General features: G+C 70.7%; 11 protein-coding genes. 3 read left to right on the top strand and 8 right to left on the bottom strand.

Features of this window, described 5'->3' with window-relative positions; translation table 11 throughout:
• Positions 1 to 56: 56 nt before the first annotated feature.
• From AB0G04_RS12470 to AB0G04_RS12485, 4 genes are read right to left on the bottom strand one after another with little or no spacing between them, the layout of a single operon-like run.
• Positions 57 to 1,208 (bottom strand): Gfo/Idh/MocA family oxidoreductase, encoded by a 1,152-nt coding sequence (locus AB0G04_RS12470; RefSeq protein ID WP_360981032.1) that lies wholly within the window; start codon positions 1,206 to 1,208, stop codon positions 57 to 59.
• Positions 1,205 to 1,990: an ATP-binding cassette domain-containing protein gene (locus AB0G04_RS12475; RefSeq protein WP_360981035.1), complete on the bottom strand. Its 786-nt coding sequence runs from the start codon at positions 1,988 to 1,990 to the stop codon at positions 1,205 to 1,207. Before AB0G04_RS12475 ends, AB0G04_RS12470 begins: the two co-directional genes overlap by 4 nt.
• 2 nt (positions 1,991 to 1,992) lie before the next feature.
• A complete protein-coding gene (locus tag AB0G04_RS12480; protein WP_360981038.1) occupies positions 1,993 to 3,042 on the bottom strand; it encodes an ABC transporter permease in 1,050 nt (349 codons plus the stop codon).
• A 1-nt stretch (position 3,043) separates the two neighbouring features.
• Positions 3,044 to 4,036: a substrate-binding domain-containing protein gene (locus AB0G04_RS12485; RefSeq protein WP_360981041.1), complete on the bottom strand. Its 993-nt coding sequence runs from the start codon at positions 4,034 to 4,036 to the stop codon at positions 3,044 to 3,046.
• Positions 4,037 to 4,238: 202 nt separating this feature from the next.
• On the opposite strand from AB0G04_RS12485, the gene AB0G04_RS12490 reads away from it, so the two are divergent.
• The 3 genes from AB0G04_RS12490 (at position 4,239) to AB0G04_RS12500 (ending at position 8,343) form a co-directional block, all read left to right on the top strand.
• Positions 4,239 to 5,867: a diguanylate cyclase gene (locus AB0G04_RS12490; RefSeq protein ID WP_360981044.1), complete on the top strand. Its 1,629-nt coding sequence runs from the start codon at positions 4,239 to 4,241 to the stop codon at positions 5,865 to 5,867.
• A 51-nt stretch (positions 5,868 to 5,918) separates the two neighbouring features.
• Complete coding sequence (locus AB0G04_RS12495) at positions 5,919 to 7,280, top strand: family 43 glycosylhydrolase (protein WP_360981047.1); 1,362 nt, start codon at positions 5,919 to 5,921, stop codon at positions 7,278 to 7,280.
• 85 nt (positions 7,281 to 7,365) lie between these two features.
• Entirely contained in the window at positions 7,366 to 8,343 is a 978-nt protein-coding gene (locus AB0G04_RS12500) for a Clp protease N-terminal domain-containing protein (RefSeq protein ID WP_360981050.1), read from the top strand.
• 164 nt (positions 8,344 to 8,507) lie between these two features.
• Here AB0G04_RS12500 and AB0G04_RS12505 read toward each other — a convergent pair whose 3' ends face one another.
• From AB0G04_RS12505 to AB0G04_RS12520, 4 genes are all read right to left on the bottom strand, one after another.
• Positions 8,508 to 9,494 carry an SEC-C domain-containing protein gene (locus tag AB0G04_RS12505; RefSeq protein WP_360981053.1) on the bottom strand — a complete coding sequence of 329 codons (987 nt, stop codon included), beginning with the start codon at positions 9,492 to 9,494 and terminating at the stop codon, positions 8,508 to 8,510.
• Between the two features lie 105 nt (positions 9,495 to 9,599).
• Complete coding sequence (locus AB0G04_RS12510; RefSeq protein WP_360981056.1) at positions 9,600 to 11,564, bottom strand: right-handed parallel beta-helix repeat-containing protein; 1,965 nt, start codon at positions 11,562 to 11,564, stop codon at positions 9,600 to 9,602.
• A 75-nt stretch (positions 11,565 to 11,639) separates the two neighbouring features.
• Positions 11,640 to 12,908: an MFS transporter gene (locus tag AB0G04_RS12515; protein ID WP_360981059.1), complete on the bottom strand. Its 1,269-nt coding sequence runs from the start codon at positions 12,906 to 12,908 to the stop codon at positions 11,640 to 11,642.
• Between the two features lie 131 nt (positions 12,909 to 13,039).
• Entirely contained in the window at positions 13,040 to 17,845 is a 4,806-nt protein-coding gene (locus AB0G04_RS12520; RefSeq protein WP_360981061.1) for a LamG domain-containing protein, read from the bottom strand.
• Positions 17,846 to 17,908 lie beyond the last annotated feature (63 nt).

Here is a 17,908-nt window from a genome sequence, read left to right on the forward strand (position 1 = left end):
CCGACGTCGAGACAGCGGTGCCGCACAGCCGGGGGTGTGGCGGGGCGGTCGGGCTTCTACGGGTTGATCCAGGTGTTGGTTCGGGCTGAGGTGAGCATTGCGTCCAGGGTGGTGGCTGCGGCTACCGCGTCGTCGAGGGTCGGGCCGTACGGCCGGCGCTCGGCCACCGAGCGCAGGAAACCGGCCGCCTCGATGACCTTGGTGTCGTCGTAGCTCATCGCGATACCGGCGCCGGGCTGGAAGGCACCGAAGTCACCGTGTTCCGGGCCGGCGAACACGGTCCGATAACTCTGCGACTGGTAGTCGGCGCCGGTGCTGACCGACAGTTCGCCCATCCGGCGGAAGTCCCAGGCCAGGGCTCCGGTGGTGCCGTGCACCTCGAAGCCGTACGTGTTCTGCTCACCGACCGCGACCCGGCTGGCCTCCAGCACTCCGCGGGCGCCACTCGCGAACCGCAGGAGCGCACTGAGGTGGTCCTCGTTCTCGACCGGTCCGGGCGGGCCGTCGGCACGGGCGAAGTGGCTGGCCGCACCGGTGACCGTCGGCCGTGAAGGGATCACCGTGGTGGTGTCGGCGACCAGCGCCTCGATGTCGCCGAGCAGGTGCCGGGCCAGGTCGACGGCGTGCGAGGCCAGGTCGCCGAGGACTCCGCTGCCGCCGTGCGAGCGGGTGAACCGCCAGGACAGTGCGCCTTCGGGATGTGCCGCGTAGTCGCTGAAGAACCGGAACCGGGCGTTGGTGATCCGGCCGATGGCGCCGCCCGCGATCAGGGCGCGGGCCTCGGCGACGGCCGGTGCGGCCCGGTAGTTGAAGCCGACCGTGCTCCGCACCCCGGCCCGCGCCGCGGCCTCGGCCACCGCGCGGGCGTCGTCAGCGGTCAGGCCGACCGGCTTCTCGATCCACAGGTGACGCCCGGACTCGGCGACGGCGGCGCCGATCTCGCGGTGCAGGAAGTTCGGGGCGGTGACGCTGACCGCCCCGACCCGCGGATCGGTGAGCAGGTCCCGCCAGTCGGTGGTGGCCGTGGCGAAGCCGTACTGTGCGGCGGCGGCCTCGGCCCGGCCCGGTTCCGGGTCGGCGACGGTGACCAGGTGCGCCGCGATCGGCAGGTCCGGATAGTGATGACGGACCCGCAGGTAGGCGCGGGTGTGCACATGCCCCATCCACCCGAACCCAACAACCGCGACCCCGAGCGAAGACCCGCTCATGCCGGGTCGCGTTCCAGCTCGTGGGCCAGCTGTTCGAGTTCGGCGCCGCCGGCCATCATCCGGGTCAGGTCGGGCAGCGACAGCTCGTCCTTGGCGAAGTCACCGAGGCTCTTGCCGCGGTTGAGGAGCAGGAAACGGTCCCCCACCGGGTACGCGTGGTGCGGGTTGTGGGTGATGAAGACGACCCCGAGCCCGCGGTCCCGGGCCCGCGCGATGTAGCGCAGGACGACACCGGCCTGTTTGACGCCGAGCGCCGACGTCGGCTCGTCGAGGATCAGCAGGCGGGCGCCGAAGTGCACGGCACGGGCGATCGCCACGGATTGACGCTCGCCGCCGGACAGGGTGCCGACCGGCTGGTCCGGGTCGCGGATGTCGATGCCCATCTCCGCCAGTTCGCGCCGGGTCGTCTCGATCGCGGTGGTCCGGTCGAAACGGCGGAACGGGCCCCACCCCTTGGTCGGTTCGGAGCCGAGGAAGAAGTTCCGCCAGATCGCCATCAACGGGACCATCGCGAGGTCCTGGTAGACGGTCGCGATCCCGGCGTCGAGCGCCTCGCGCGGGCTGCCCAGGCGGACCGGTTCGCCGTCGAGCAGCAGCTCACCGCTGTCCGGCTGGTGCACCCCGGACAGGATCTTGATGAATGTCGACTTGCCGGCGCCGTTGTCGCCGAGCACGCAGGTGACCTGCCCGGCGCGGACCGTCGTCGAGACGCCGCTGAGCGAGATGACGCTGCCGAACGTCTTGGTGACGTCCCGGATCTCCAGCAGTGGAGCGTCGGTCACCGCTACCTCCTCGACAGTTCGGCGAAGCGCCGGATGTACTGGTTGGCCAGCACCGCGAGCAGCAGCATCGCGCCCAGGAAGAACTTGAACCAGTCGGCGTCCCAGCCGGCGTACACGATGCCCTGCGATGTCATCCCGAAGATCAGCGCGCCGATCGACGCCCCGATCGCGGAGCCGAAACCGCCGGTCAGCAGGCAGCCGCCGATCACCGCGGCGACGATGTAGATCAACTCCTGACCGAAACCGGTCTGGGCCTGGATCGAGGTGAGCCGCACGATCTGGGTGGTGCCCACGAACCAGGCCGCGAACGAAGTGATCATGAAAAGCGAGATCGTGGTACGGGCCACCGGCACCCCGACGTTGCGGCCGGCGTTCGCATCGCCACCGGTCGCGAAGATCCAGTTGCCGAACCGGGTGCGCAGCAGCAGCCACGAGCCCAGGATCGTCGCGACCACCCACCACAGGATCGCGATCTGGAAGTCGGCCCCGGCGATCGTGATCTCACTGGCGAAGATCGCGCGCAGTACGTCGTACCCGATGATCTTGTCGAAGTTGTTGATCTGCACGGTGTTGGTGACGAGCTTCGTGATGCCCAGATTGAGGCCCTGCAGCATCAGGAACGTGCCGAGCGTGATGATGAAGCTCGGCAGGCCGGTACGGACCACGAGGTAGCCGTTGACGAAGCCGATCGCCAGGCACAGGGCCAGCGAGATCGCCAGCGCGGCCCACGTGTTGACGCCGTAGTACGTGGTCAGCAGCCCGCTGGTGATAGCGGCCGTGCCGGTCTGCACGCCGGCCGACAGGTCGAAGTGGCCACCGATCATCAGCAGTGCGACGGCGACGGCCATGATGCCGAGGGTGGAGGCCGGGTCGAGCCAGTTGGCCACACCGCTCGCCGAGCGGAAGACGTCGGAGAGGGCGGCGAAGAACGCGAAGACGAGGATCGCGCCGAGCAGGGCGCCCAGCTCCGGTTTGAGCAGCAGGCGCTTCAGCGGGCCGACCCGGGCGAGACGCTCGTCCGGGCCGGCCGAGGTGACGGTGCCGGTCGGCATGTCAGCGGGTACCGGCCGCGGCGAGCTGCGCGATCTGGGCGGCGTTGTCCTTGGTCACCAGGGTGGGTCCGGTCAGCACCTGCTGGCCGCCGCCGAGGACGTTGAGGTTGGACTTGTACTGGGTCAGCATCGTGACCGCCATGTAGCCCTGCAGGTAGGGCTGCTGGTCGACGGCGAAGAGGATCTTGCCGTCCTGGACGCCCTTGGCCACGTCCGCGTTCAGGTCGAAGGTCGCCAGCTTGGCGGCCGAGCCGGCCTCGCCGATACCCGCCGCGGCGACGGCCGCGACCGGGCCGCCGAGCGTCACGACGCCGTCGACCGCGGTGTCCGACTGCAGCTTGGACTTGATGGTGGCCTGCGACGACTGCAGGTTGTTGATGTCGACCTGCAGGTTTTCGATCGGCGCGCCGAGCGTGCTCGCCACCGCGGCGCAGCGCTCCTCCAGGCCCACGTTCCCGGCCTCGTGGATGACGCAGATGCCCTTCTTGATGCCCTGCTTCTTCAGTTCGGCGCCGACCGCCTCGCCGGCGACCTTCTCGTCCTGACCGATATGGGTCAGCGCGCCGAACTCGGCGGACCGGGACGAGCCCGAGTTGATGGTGATCACCGGGATGCCGGCGGCGACGGCCTTCTCGACGCTCGCCTTGAGAGCGTCCGGATTGGCCATCGAGACCACCAGGCCGTCGACCTTCTGGTTCACGGCCGCGTCGATGAGCTGCGCCTGCTTCTGCGGGTCGCCGTCGCTGGAGTACGTGATGGTATCGCCCATGTCGGCGCCGGCCTTCTCGACACCGTTCTTGACGATGCTCCAGAACGCGTCACCGGCCGCGCCGTGGGTGACCACGGCGATCTTGTAGCCGTAACCGCCCTTGCCGCCGCTGGCCTCGGTGGTCTTCTCGGCGTTGACCGCGTTGTCGCTGCTGCACGCGGTCAGAGCCAGCATCATGGCGGACAGGGCCGCCACGGACGCCAGCCCACGGGTTCCATGCTTCATGAGAGTCCTCTCTCAAATCGCCTGCGGCGTGTGTTTCGGGTTCGTTTCGCGGTGTTGAGTGCAGCCTGTGACGCACTGTGCCCAAGGTCAATACATTGTCCTGACAATATTCGCCAATCCCCTGACAAGCGGATGTGATTGTCAGCTCGATCCGGCCGGCGACAATCCTCAGGTTGCCGCCGCGCCGTCGATCTAGAGGCACATGGCCGACGAGCAGATGATGAAACCCGAGGACCGGGATGCCGTCCTCGCCGCCGTGGTGGCGAAGGACCCCGACTCGTTCATCGCGACGATCGGGCCGAACGGCCTGTTCGCGCCGATGCCCCCGGAGATCGCCGGCCTCGGCCTGCGCCCGATCGACGGCGAGTCCTCGATGCTCGGCCTGATCGTCGACGAGGACCACCGGCTGGTCATCGACACCTGGTACCAGCTCCTCGCGGAAGGCGCGGCCAGCTGCATGGTCCGCCTCAACGCGGCACCGGACAGCACGGCCCGGATGCACCTCGTCGACGCGACCCACCGGTTCGGGGTGCACGTCGCCGTCATCAGCGGGTCGGGCCTCTCGGCGGACCTGACCGTGCTCCCCGAACTCGTCCGCCCCCGCATGGTCACCATGGTCAAGAACCCGACGTCGGTGGTGACCGAGGTCGGCCCCGAGATCGGCCCGCTGCTCGGATGGGAACCGGCCGAGCTCGTCGGACAGCGCACCCTCGAACTCGTGCACCCCGGCGACCAGCAGCGGGCCATCGCCAGCTGGATGGACATGCTCGGCACCCCGAACGGATCGGCCCGCCGGGTACGGCTGCGGCACCTGCACCGGGACGGGCACACCGTGTGGTTCGAGGTGACCAACCACAACCACCTCGCCGACCCGGAGAACCCCCGGGTGGTCGCCGAGATGCTCGACATCTCCGACGAGATGGCGGCACAGGAGGCGGTCCGCGCCGCCGAGCAGCTCATGCGCCGGCTCACCGAGACGATCCCCCTGGCCATCCTGCAGGTCACGCACGAGGGCCGGGTCAGCTTCCTCAACGAGCGGGCCGCACAGCAGCTGAAGGCACAGACCGGCGACGTGCTCAGCGAGGCGGTACTGGAACTCACCGAACCGGCCGACCGCCCGCTGGTCGCCCGGGCGCTGGCCGGCGTGCTGACCGGGCAGGACACCGATTTCGAGTACGGCCGCCGCGAGCCGGGTGCCGGCAACCGCCGGATCCGGGCGAACCTGCGGGCGCTGACCGGCGACGCGGGTGCGGTCACCGGCGCGATCGTCTGCCTGGCCGACGTCACCGAGGAGGCGCTGCTGCGCGAGAAGCTGTGGCGTCAGGCCACCTTCGACGCGCTGACCGGCTGCCACAACCGGGCCGCGACGATGGCGGCACTGGAGGAGGCGCTCGGCGGCACCGACCGGCACGCCGGCACAGCGGTGATCTTCCTGGACCTCAATGCCTTCAAACCCATCAACGATCGGTACGGACACGCGGCCGGCGATCTGCTGCTGAGCCAGGTGGCGGTCAGCCTGCGCGGTGCGGTGCCGCCCGGCGCGATCGTGGGCCGGATCGGCGGTGACGAGTTCGTGGCGGTCTGCCGTGACGTGGCCGGCCGGGAGCACGCCGACCGGATCGGCGCCGACCTGCTCGCGGCGCTGAGCGCGGCCCGGGTCCGGATCGGCGGCAACACCCTGGTCCCGCAGGCAAGCCTCGGTGTCGCCTGGTCCCGGTACGGCGAGAACGACCCGGACGAGCTGATGGCCCGCGCTGACGCCGCCATGTATGCGGTGAAGCGGGCACGCGGCGGCCGGGACAGGTCTATCGAGAGTCTTCTCTTGACATAGATCCACGGACACTGGGAATGATGGGACTCCGCCGACCAGAGTGGAGTTTCCATGGTCATTTTCCGCTTGGCAACCACCGTCGCCGCCACCGTGGCCCTGGCCGCCGGCCTGCTCACCGCCACGGCCACGCCCTCGGCCGCCGTCGTGTCCGGGCCGGTCATCGACCAGAATTTCGCCGACCCGGACGTCATGAAGGTCGGCCGCACCTACTACGCGTACGCCACCAACAGCGACGGCCGGAACATCAAGTGGGCCACCTCCACCGACCTGGTCACCTGGACGGTGCAGGCGAGCGACCCGCTGCCGAAGCTGGGCGCCTGGGTCGACACCGACTGGACGTTCCCGCCCGGTGGCCCCGGTGACCGCGGCGTCTGGGCGCCGGAGGTGTTCGCCACCGGGCCGCGAAGTTTCGTCATGTGGTACACCGCCCACGACCGCGCCTCCGGCAAGCAGTGCATCGGCGCCGCCACCGCCACCACGCCGGGCGGACCGTTCGTGCCCCGTGACACCGCCCTGGTCTGCACCCCGGAGATCGGGGGCGCGATCGACGCGTCCTCGTTCACCGAGAACGGGCGCCGTTACATCCTGTGGAAGAACGACGGCAACTGCTGCGCCCAGGACACCTGGTTGCGCCTGCAGCAGGTGAGCGCGGACGGGCTGCGCCGGATCGGCACCGAGACGCCGCTGATCAAACAGAACAAGCCGTTCGAGGGCACCCTCGTCGAGGCGCCGACACTGTGGAAGCGCGGCGGCACGTACGTGCTGTTCTACTCCGCGAACTTCTTCGGCAACGGCAGCTACGTGAGCAGCTACGCCACCTCGGCGAGCCTGCGCGGGCCGTACACCAAGGCCGAATCGCCGCTGATGACCACCGACGCGTTCGCCGGCACGGTACGCGGGCCGGGCGGGCAGGACATCGTGACCGGGCCGGACGGCCGGGACCGGATCGTCTTCCACGGCTGGAACGCGGACTTCACCTACCGGGCCATGTACTCCCAGCGGCTCGACTGGCAGGGCAGCCGTCCGGTCGTGGAGGGCGCCAAGATCCGCTACGAGGCCGAGGACGCCGCCTTCACCCGCGCCAACGCCCGCTACGCCACCGGCGGCGCCAGCAACGGTGTGGTCGTCGGCGGCATCGACTTCGACGACAGCCGGGTCACCTTCACCGTCCACGTGCCCCGGGCCGGCACCTACCGGCTCTACACCCGCTACGCCAACGGATCCGACGCCGGCGCGGCGAGCCACACCCTGACCGTCAACGGCACGGCCGCCGGAACCGCCGACTACCCGTTCACCGGCTGGGACAACTGGCAGGTCACCGAGCGGGACGTGACCTTGCGGGCGGGAACCAACACCATCGCGTACGGCAAGGGCGCGAACTACGCCGAACTGGACGCCATCGACATAGCCTGACCCGCGGCGTCTATGACTTTGGACAGAGGTGAGTTCAGCTCGTGGGCAGACGTGCCGGGGCGCCGCCATCCCTAGCCTTCTCGGCATGGCTGTCACGTTCACCGGCGACGACCGGTTCCCCGCAGTTCTCGCCACCGCCCGGGCCGCGGCCCGCGACGAGCTCGGCACCGTCCATCTGCTGGCCGGGATGGCCGGTGCCGCGCCCGACGTCGCGGCACTGCTCGACACCTACGACATCACGCCCGCCGTACTCCGGGCCGTACTGCGGGACCGGGTCATCGGTGACGGCCCGGCCCCACCGGTCGCGGCGGTCGTCCGGGGTCACGCGACGCTGCCGCTGACCGCCGGGGTCCGGGCGGCGCTGGTGCGCTGCGCCGCCTACCACGCGGGCACCCGCACGTCACGGCAGCTGCTGGCCACCATCCTGGACGATCCGGGCACCGGAGCGGTCACCCTGCTGCGTTTCTGCGGCGCCGACGTCGAGGCGGTACGGCGGGCGCTGCGCACCGGGCAGACACCGGTCCGCGCCGAGCGGCTGCCCGCCCCGCTGCGGCCGGTCCGCGACCGGCTGATCGGCCGGCAGCGGTACCGCGGGCGTGGCCTGCGTGACCTGCTGCGGCCGGTGATCACGCGGGTGCCGGTCGACTACGCGGCGGCGCCGGTACGGTGGGCGTCGGCGGAGGCCACCGAGGCGGCCGGACATGCCGGGCGGGTGGCCCGCACCGACGACGTGCTGCTCGCGATGGTGACGACCTTCCAGGTCGCCGAGGCGTATCCGCACCTCGCGAGCGAGGTCGCCGAGTTGTACGACGGTACCCGGCGCCTGCTCACCGGTGTCGGCCCGGAGGCACTGGCCACCGCCGTGGCCGCCGAGCGGGGTGACGACGAGGTTCCGCTGAAGAGCCTGCTGAAGGCCGGTATGGGCGCGCCCCGCGACACGGCCGGACTGCTCCGGGCGCTCACCGCACACCCCGGGACTCGGGCCGCTCGCGTGCTCCGCTCGCTCGGCGCGGACCCGCGGGTCCCGGCATGTGCGCTGGTCCGGACCGGCGAAGCGGCGTGAGCCGTGCGGCCGGGCGGGCCCGGGCCGGCGTGCGCCGGGCGGGCCGGGCCGGGCCAACGTGCGGCGTGCGGTATGCGGCTTGCGCTGCGGCTTGCGGCGGCAGGCTCGGCGGAGCAGTGTGGCCCGGGGCCGGCGGGTCCGGGCCGGACCCGGCGGCCGCTGGGTCAGCCGCGGGATCGCGGCAGGCAGCACTTCTTGTACTTGAGCCCCGAACCGCACCAGCATGCCCCGTTGCGCTCCGGCGGCCATGCGATCCGCGCGGTGCCGGTGGCCAGAGCACGGGCGTAGCCGGCCCGGTTCTCCGGCGACACCGGGTCGCCACCGATACCGGCCTGCGCGGTCAGGGCGTCGACCGACCCCGGCAGCAGGGCCAGACCGGTGCGGCCGGCCGCGGTCTGCCGGACCAGCTCCTGCTCCAGGCTTGCCCGGTGCTCGTCCCACGTCGCGCCGTAGGCGTCGGTCCGCTCGGCCAGCCGATCGAACTCCGCCCGCGGCCAGAACACCAGATCCGTGGCGGGAGCGGCCGCCGCTCCGGAATTGGCGTTGGCGAGCCTCGTCTCCAGCCGCTCCGCCAGGTTGTCGTGTGTGTCGTGCTGCAGGCCGAGCGCGTGCCGCAGCCGGTGCCGCTGCTGCAGCAGGAAGAACAGCACCCCGGCGTCGTCGGCGTCGGCCGGCTCGGTGACGCCGCGCTCGGCCACCACCGCCTGGACCGCCTCGGTCAGCCACCTCTCCGCATCGCGGGCGCGGCCACCGACCGCCAGGGCCGCGGTGACGTAGGCGGCCGCGTCCGGGTACCTGGTGAGCAGCGGTCGCAGCGGCTCGACCAGGGCATTCGCCTCGTCGGCTCGGCCGCTCCGGTACAGGATCCGGGCACGCAGCGCACGCGCCGCGGCGGCCGGGCTGTCGTCGCGGTCACCGTACGCGGTCACCGCCGCGTCGGCGTACCGCTGTGCGGCGTCGAATTTCGAACGGCTCTCGGCGATCTCGGCGGCGAGGCTCAGCGCCAGACCCGCGTCCTGCGGGTCGGCGAGACGGCCGGCCTCGGCAGAGTGCGCCAGATCGGCGGCGACACCGAGCGGGTCGGCCGCCCCGAGAGCGGACTGCCGGATCTCATTGAGGTCGGCGCTGGTCAGATCTGCTGTCAAAGGCACGCCGCCACGCTACTGCGGGCACCGGCGGATCGCTGTTGATCTGAGTCACGTCAACCCCACCGGTCCGGGCTGCCTCCAGCATCGCGGAGGCAGCCCGGTCCTGGTTCACCAGAGGCGCAGCCGGTGGCTTCCGGCGGTGAGGCCGGCGAGCGGGCCGGCCGGGTACGCCCGCTCCGGGTCCTTGCCGGTGCCGGTCAGGTCGGTGGCGATGACCGCGGGGCTGCCGTCGCGCTCCTCGAACTCGGCGTCGGCGAAACGGACCCGCTCCAGGTCGCGGCCACCGACCGGGACGAGCGCGGCGCCGTCGAAGTCCTCCGGCAGGTCGGTCACCAGGTAGACCTCGTCACCCTCGGTCACGACCGAGGCGGACGCGCGGTCCAGCGTCACCGCGTCCCGCTCACCGGCGAACGGGCGGGCGCCGGCCGCGTAGACGTTCTGCCGTGCGTAGACGGCCTGCTTGACGTTGAGGAAGCGCTGGTGGTCGCCGGGCGGCTGCTCGTCGATGCGCCGCAGGTACTCCTCGAAGGACGCCGGGAAGCCGTCGTAGCCGGCCGTGCCCGCGTACGCCGGCGACATGCCCTCGGGCATGGCGCCGTACGCCGCGTCGCGGTCTCCCCCGATGAACACGTTGCCGATCCAGCGGTCGTCGCCGCCCACGATGAACGCGTAGCCGGCGACCTGGGTGCTGTGCGGCCGGTGGTACGGGGTGGCCCGGTCCATCACCGGCTCGACCCAGACCGTACCGAGCAGGAGGTTGTTGACGAACGCCCCGCCCTGGCTCCACAGCTCCAGCGCGGCCGGTGAGGCGAGAACGTTGTGCTCCACCAGGTACGGCCCGTGGCTGACCTCGATGAACAGATCGCGGTTGTTGTCGTGGTAGACGTTGCGGGAGACCCGGCTGCCCTGCGTCTGCCAGTCCAGCCAGGTGCCCAGCGAGCAGTCGTGGATGCGGTTGTGCCGGATCTCGACGTCGATCGCGGCATGCAGCTTGATGCCGCCGATCTCGTACCCGTAGAACTCGCGCTTGACCGCGATGTGGTGGATGTGGTTGTCCTCGATGGTGGAGAAGACGCAGCCCAGGTGCCCGACGATGCCGTTCTGCCCGCAGTCGTAGATGTGGTTGCGCCGGATCACGTGCGACCCGATGTGCTCCTTGTCCCACCCGATCTGCCGGGCGGAGAAGACCGACTCGAGCTGGTACTGGTAACCCGGCTTGTCACCGCGCTCGGTGGCGTAGTTGTGGCCGGTCGAGGCCTCCTTGCCGATGGAGATCGCCGAGCATTTGGCGTCGTGGATGACGTTGTCCTCGATGATCCAGCCCTTGGACCAATTGGGGCCGATGAGACCGGGCTGGTCGGCGGTGGGCGGCGTCCACGGGGTGGCCGCCTGCGCGAGCTCGAAGCCGCGCACGGTGATGTAGTCCAGATGCGGCACGAGCGGGTAGAACACCGACCGGCGTACGTTGATCTCGACCAGTTCGGTGTTCGGGTCGGCGCCCTGGAAGTTGGCCCAGATCGTGGTCTCCTCGGCGCCGACCTCCGCGTACCAGACCAGCAGGGTCTGTTCCGGGTTGCGGACCCGGTCGACGGTACGGGTCCAGTCGTCGATCATCTCGGTACGCTTCTCGGGCGCGGACACCTCGGCGCGCGACCCGGCCTCGTAGAAGCTCAGCCCGTTCAGGTAGACGTCACCGAGGTGCTTGCGGGGGCCCTTCTCGGCGTGGACGACCCAGTCCCCGGCCAGCTCCTCGGCGAACGGGTTGAACTCGCCGAACAACGTGTTGGGCACGGACACGGTCCAGACGGTCCCGTCCGCGGGTGTCCAGCCGGTGACGCGCTCCGAGCCCTTGATGACGACGTGCTCGCCCTCAGCGGCCCGGTAGGTGATCCGGCGGCTGTCGCTCAGGCCGCCGCGCCGGGGCGTCACCCATTCCCGGTACTCGCCGGCGTGCACCACCACGGTGTCCCCGGGGCGGGCGAGCGCGGCGGCCCGGTTGATCGTCCGGAACGGCCGCTGGGCCGAGCCGTCGGCGTCGTCGGATCCGGTGGTCGCCACGTGCAGCGATGTCATCTCTGGTGCCCTTCTGTCGTCACTCGACCTCTCGAGAGCGAAAGTTTCGGTGGCGTATCGGAATATGCGCCAAAGCTAGGAAGTGCTCCGAGGGTTGTCAAGGAGTCCACGGCGGCGGGACATGACCGCGTACAGCGCCAGTAACACAAGACACAGGACGACGAGCAACGGACCGACGACGTACGGCCCGATCTGCTCGACGACCACACCGGCACCGGCCGGGATGACCGCCCCGCCGAATCCGGCTGCCGCGGCCATCTGCAGACCGATCGCACGGTTCGCGTGCGCGTCGCCGACCCGGTCCGCGGTCGCCAGCGTCAGCAGCGGGAAGACCGGGGCGGCGGCGAAACCGATCACCATCAGGCCGGTGACCGCCAGCCAGCCCGGCCCGGGCAGCGCCACCAGCACGGATCCGGTCAGCATGCCGCCCAGACCGGCGACGAGGGTATGGCCGGTGCCCCAACGTTCGACGGTGAAGCCCTGCACGACCCGGCCCACGAACAGACTCCCCCAGTACGCCGAGACGCAGACACCGGCCACCGCCGCGCTCACCCCGCGGTCCTCGGTGAGCAGCAGGTAAGCCCAGAGTCCGGTCGTCACCTCGATGCCGACGTAGATCGCGAACGCGGCCACGCCGAGCCACACCGCGGGCATCCGCAGGGTCTCCATGACACGCGGCTGCTCCGCGGCCCGCGCCTCGTGCGTTCCCGTGTCACCGGCGGCGTCACGCGTCCAGGACCGCAGGGTGAGGACGAAGGCGATGGCCAGCAGAGCCTGGGCGCCGGCCACGATGCCGTACCCCCACCGCCACGACAGGCCACCGCTGAGCACCGCGGTCATGATCATCGGACCGATGGCCACACCGAGCCCGAAGAAGGCGTGCAGCCAGTTCATCTGCCGGGCCCCGAACGCACCGGCCGCGTACGCGTTGAGGCCGGCGTCGACACCGCCGCCCCCGAATCCGGCCAGCAGCGCGCACGGGACCAGCACGGCCAGCGACGGTGAGACGGCGTACCCGGCCAGGGCCAGGCTCGCCGCGGCCGTGCTGGCGGCGAGGAGCCGGCCGACCCCCAGCCGGTCCAGGCTGAAGCCGGTCGCGATGCTCGAGGTCAGATAGCCGATCATGCCGGCGAACAGCAGCACGCCCACGGTGCCGGTGGAGAGTCCCAGGCTGTCGGCCATCGACGGCCAGCCGACGCCGAGAAGTCCGTCCGGCAGGCCGAGGCTGATGAAGGCGCAGTAGGCGAGGAGCAGCAGCGACATGCGGATCGCGGGACGGGCTGCGAGGCCTGCCGCACCGGCCGGCGGACCGGCAGTGCGATCCCCGGGCGGCGGAACCGTCACCCGCAGATCATGACACAGGCAGGCGTCGATCGCCGGGCGGCAGGAGAGTTGGCAGGACTCCTGCCGATGACCCGGCATGATGCGACGGGCCGGCCCGCCCGGCGAGACGATCCGGGCGGGCCGGCAGGTGATCAGTCGGTGATACGGATGTCGTCGATGAAGCCCCGATAGCCGCCGGTGTTCCCGGGCTGGTCGTAGCCGACGTCGATCTGACTGATCTCCTTGCCTGTCGCCGCCCCGCCGAGTGGGACCACGACCTCGTTCCAGGTGTCCATCGCCAGCTTGCCGCACTGCCCGGCCGGGTGGATCCGGCGACCGTGCTGGTCGGTGGCACCCCGGTCCCGCAGGTTGGTCTGCGTGCCGCTGAGCGGATCGGTGAAGATCAGATCCAGCGCGACGCACGTGCTGTTGCCGCCACTGACCATGGGGCTGGTCGCGGTGCTCTGCGGGTAGATGCGGTAGGTGAGCCGGGTGGACGGTGAGACTTTCACGCCGGTCAGCTGGAACGCCCTGGTGTAGGCGAACGAACTCTGCGTGCTGTTGTCCTTCCCGGAATACAGGACCGAGTTGCTGCCGTTGTAGGCGCCCGCCGGGGATCCGCCGGTCGTGAACAGTTCCGGGCCGGTCAGTGCGCAGCACACACCGATCACATTGGCGATGCCTCCTCGAGGACTTCCCGCGGAGACGCTGTTGAGCCAGTTCAGGCCGGGCTCGCCGGGCTCCACGCCATTGGCGAACAGCGGCGGGGTCCAGACCGCGTCGGTGATGCGGATGTCGTCGACGAAGCCGCGGTAGCCACCGGTGTTCGACGGCTGGTCGTACCCGATGTCCAGCGCGTCGATCTGCTTGCCGGCGGCGATCCGGCCGATCGGGACGATCACCTCGTTCCAGGTGTCCATGGTGAGCTTGCCGCACTGGTACGCCGGGTGGGCCCGGTTACCGTTCTGATCGGCGACACCGCTGTCGCGCACGTTCGTGCCGTCGGTGAAGACGACGTCCACGGCGACGCAGGTGCTGTTGGTCCCGCTGACCATCGTGGTGGCCGCGGTGCTCTGCGGATAGATGAGATACGACAGCACGGACTCCGGCTGGAGCTTGAGGTGCCGCAGGTCGTAGGCCTTGGCGTAGGCGTACGACCGGGTCGTGCTGTCGTCCTTGCCCGAGTACATCACCGCACCGGTGCCCCCGCGCGGACCCGGCGGGGCGTCGTGGGTGGGCACCAGCTCCGCACCGGTCAGTGCGCAGCAGACACCGCCGATGCCGGAGTCGGCGCCATGACCGGGGCCCCGGGCGATGGTGCTCTGCCAGGTGAGTCCCGGCTGGCCGGACTCCGTACCGGTGGCGAAACCGGCGACGTTGTCGGTGACCCAGTCGTCGCCGGTCACGCCCTGCCGAACCTCGATCTCGTCGATGTTGCCGAACCACTGCTCGCCGTAGGCACCGGCCTGACCGTCCGGGGTGCTCCAGGCACGGCCGACGGTGAACGCGCCGGGTGCGTGCCACAGCACACCCGCGCGGGCCGCGGCCAGCTCGTCGTTGACGTACAGCCGCAGCTGGACAGCGCTCGCCGCGTTGTACTCGAATCTGAGGCGGAACCAGTCGCTGGTGTCGTCGGCGGTCAGGACCCGCGGGGCGATCAGGTGCGAGACCTGCTCACCGACGTCCTGGTCGGCGCTGGGGAACGCCACCTCGAACCGGGTTCCGGTCACACCGCCGACCGTCGACGGGCGCGTGCCGAGGTAGAACGCCGACTGCTTGCCGCCACGCTGCGCCACGGCGGTCATCACGGCGTCGTGTTTCGCCGGCTGGACCCACACCGAGACGGAGAACGACTGATCGGTGCGCAGGACAGGGGCGTCCTGCCAGACGGCGGGCTGCCCCGCCGCCGCGGTGTTGCGCTGCGCCCAGCCGTACTCGCGGGTCGTCTCCCGATAGTGCGGATCGGCCGGATCGTCGGCGAAATGGGTCTCGTCGAGGTCCAGCGAGGCGGCGGTCCAGTTCGCCCCGCCACCGAAGTTGCTGGTGCCCTGGCTCAGGGTCAGCCGGCGGCCCCAGCCGGTGCCGGCGCCCGGCGCCTCGCACATGTCCGCCGTCCCGGACTCGTAGCAGGGGGCGGCGGCGTCGAAGTCCCAGCGGCCCACCGTGACCGGCGACATGATGCTGGGCTCGTCGAATCCGCCGGAATCCGGGTCGCTCGCCGGCTTGCCGGTGAAGTCGTCACGGACGAACGCACGGTTGTAGACCTGCACGTCCGCGACGCTGCCGTACAGATACTCGCCGTAGCCCGAGGCGGTCATCCTGCGGCTGCCGATGCGCAGCGCTCCGCCGGCGCTCCACGTCGCGGGTGCGGCGACCTCCGCCTTGAGTACGCCGTCGACCCAGATCCCCAGCTTCCTGCTGGTGGCGTCGTAGCTGCCGGCCACATGGTTCCACCGGCCGGCGACCGCGCTGTCGATCGCGCACGCCGACGTGATGCCTCCACTGGACGCCTCGTCGGTGGGACGCACCCCGAAGCACCAGCTCGGGTCCGTGGTGCCGTCGCCGTCCACGTCCTCGGGCCGGAACTGCAGCTGGAAGTTGGCGGTGTTCGCACCGTCCTGCGACACCAGTGTCTGCGCGCCGGTGACGTTGTCCAGCCGGGCCCACGCCGCCACCGAATAGTTGCCCGTCGTCTCGGTCAGGCGGGGGGTCGTCACCGAGCCGGCGCCGGCGAAGTGGAGGTTGCGCGTGTCGGCCAACCGGCCCTTGTCGGCCCACGAGGTACCGGCGGCGGTCAGGACGTTGTCACCGGCGAGACCCGGTTGCCGGTCGGCCATGGCGTCCGCCTCGGCCGTGCCGGGCCGCCTCTCCAGGCCCCAGCGAGCCAGCGCCGGCGACGGACGTGGCACGGTGATACCGGTCGAGGCGTAACCCTTGTTGTTCGTGGCGTCGATCGCCTGCCCGTACATGATCGCCAAGCCGTACTTCTCGGCATTGAGCTTGACGACGGCCTCCTTGCCACCCGCCACGGACGCCGCCGCGACCTCGTGGATGCCGGCCTCGCCCCAGCCGTACCGGAACACCCGCACGTCCGTGTCGGGCGAGGACAACCTGAACGTCGCCGGCGCACCCGGTCCCGGCGGCGTCTGCACCACGGCGACCGAGACCTGCGGGGCTCCGAGGTCCACGACGAAGAAGCACCACGCCGAATCCTTGCTCTGCTGGTGGTACGGCGAGGGATCGGTACTGAAGACCTTGAACGCGTATCTCTTCCCGTCGGTGATCGCCGGGGCCCGCCCGCTGGTCGCGCGGCTGCCGGCGGTGGCGTAGTTCACGCCGGGCCCCGGCACGCCGGCCACGGGCCCGTCCCTGGGCGCCTCCACCAGCGTCCACGTGGCCTTCAGCGTCTGGGAGGTGCCGTCGGCGTCACCCAGCACGGCCGAGAAGTCCGGTGTGGTGGTGCCGATGTGGATGTCGTCGGTCGCGTTGCAGTCGACGCCACTGACCTTGAGCCGGTCGGGCGGCGTGGGGATGGCGTCCTTGTCGACGATGAGTTTGGCGCTGCCCGGGAAGTACTTCTTCCAGCGCGCGCCGTCGGACTCCGACTCACCCTGGGCGTCATGGGCGGTGAACACGAAGCCGACCGACGCGGTGCCCTTCTTCGCGAGGTTGCCGACCAGCGTGGTGACCGCGTTGGTGTTGAAGTTGACGGTCATGTCGGGCTGCGGGGAGTCGCTGCAGCCGTCGCCCTCGTTGGCGTGCGACGACACCGTGGCCATGTAGGTGCCCACTCCGGACTTCCAGGCGTTGCGCGGCGTGGTGAACGAGCCCGCCTGGTGCATGCTGTTCGGCGTGTTCGTGCACGACCAGGTGTGATCCACCTTCATCTGCACGTACGCGTCCTCCACATGGGCCCCCGCGAGCGCCTTGATCGGGAACTCGAAGAACGACCGGTAGAGCCGGCCGTCGGGATCCTTGCCGACCCGGGCCACCGAGGTGTCGGTGTTGTTGGTGTTGTTCTGCGTGGAGTACGCCCATCGCGAGTCCTCGGTGCTCCACGCCGGATCGATGAAAACCGGGAACGTCGCGCCGGCGCCCAGCAGGCCCACGTCCGGACGCAGCAGCAGGCTGCCGCCGGGTGTCACCTCGGAGCCGAGCGGCGCGGTCCTGGCCAGGTCACCGGGACCATGGTGGGACGACCTGACGTTGGCCCGTGGAACCGGCGCGTCCTTGCCGGAGGTGGCGCCCTTCCGGGCGACGCTGTCGCGGGAGTCCCACATCTGCGGCACGGCCGCGGAGGCGAGCACCGCCGACCCGGCGACCGCCTGCAGGGAGCCGTCCGGCAGGCGGCGCGCCTGCGCGTCACCGCCGAGGGCGAAACGGACCTCCCGCACCTTCGGATTCGCCGCCGCGGTGGCGTCCTTGACGACCAGGACGTGAGTGAACCCGGTCGGCGTGGCGCGTACCGTCAGGTCCACACCGGACAGCACCTCGCGGTAGGTGGCGGCCTGCCGGTCACCGGCGGGGTCCTTCAGATCCGGCACCGGCAGCGGGCCGTACGGCCAGGTCAGCGTGAACGTCTTCCCGCCCCTCACCAACGTGACCAGCGGGCCCGTGCCACCGCCGGAGAATCGCACGTCCGCCAGCGTGGCCGCCGGGCGCAGCGTTCCTCCGGCCTCGGAAAGCCGGACGTCGACGTCGGCCCACGAACCGTTGTCGCGGCGGACCCGCTGCGGCACGGCCGCGGCCTCGTACGTCAGACGGCCGGTCGGCTCGGCGAACACCTGGACGAACTCGGTCCGCTCGGACAGCACCTCCACCCGCTTACCGCTGTCCTTCGCGGCATTCACCGCGGCGGCGACGGCCGGAACGGCATTCGCCGCGGGTACGGCGGCAGCCGATTCCGCATTTGTCTGCGATACCGCGGCGGCAAGCGTCGAAACGGTCAGAAAAGCCATGAAAGCGCGCAGCAGATGTCTATGTCTTGGCGGTGGCCGGTCGAGCATGAATTCTCCAAGTCT

Source organism: Actinoplanes sp. NPDC023801, from assembly GCF_040639655.1.
In the GTDB taxonomy this organism is placed as follows: Bacteria; Actinomycetota; Actinomycetes; order Mycobacteriales; family Micromonosporaceae; genus Actinoplanes.

Coding starts and splice junctions, on each gene's coding strand:
- AB0G04_RS12480 (WP_360981038.1), bottom strand. CDS start 3,042: ATGCCGACCGGCACCGTCACCTCGGCCGGCCCGGACGAGCGTCTCGCC.
- AB0G04_RS12490 (WP_360981044.1), top strand. CDS start 4,239: ATGGCCGACGAGCAGATGATGAAACCCGAGGACCGGGATGCCGTCCTC.
- AB0G04_RS12470 (WP_360981032.1), bottom strand. CDS start 1,208: ATGAGCGGGTCTTCGCTCGGGGTCGCGGTTGTTGGGTTCGGGTGGATG.
- AB0G04_RS12495 (WP_360981047.1), top strand. CDS start 5,919: ATGGTCATTTTCCGCTTGGCAACCACCGTCGCCGCCACCGTGGCCCTG.
- AB0G04_RS12500 (WP_360981050.1), top strand. CDS start 7,366: ATGGCTGTCACGTTCACCGGCGACGACCGGTTCCCCGCAGTTCTCGCC.
- AB0G04_RS12520 (WP_360981061.1), bottom strand. CDS start 17,845: ATGGCTTTTCTGACCGTTTCGACGCTTGCCGCCGCGGTATCGCAGACA.
- AB0G04_RS12510 (WP_360981056.1), bottom strand. CDS start 11,564: ATGACATCGCTGCACGTGGCGACCACCGGATCCGACGACGCCGACGGC.
- AB0G04_RS12485 (WP_360981041.1), bottom strand. CDS start 4,036: ATGAAGCATGGAACCCGTGGGCTGGCGTCCGTGGCGGCCCTGTCCGCC.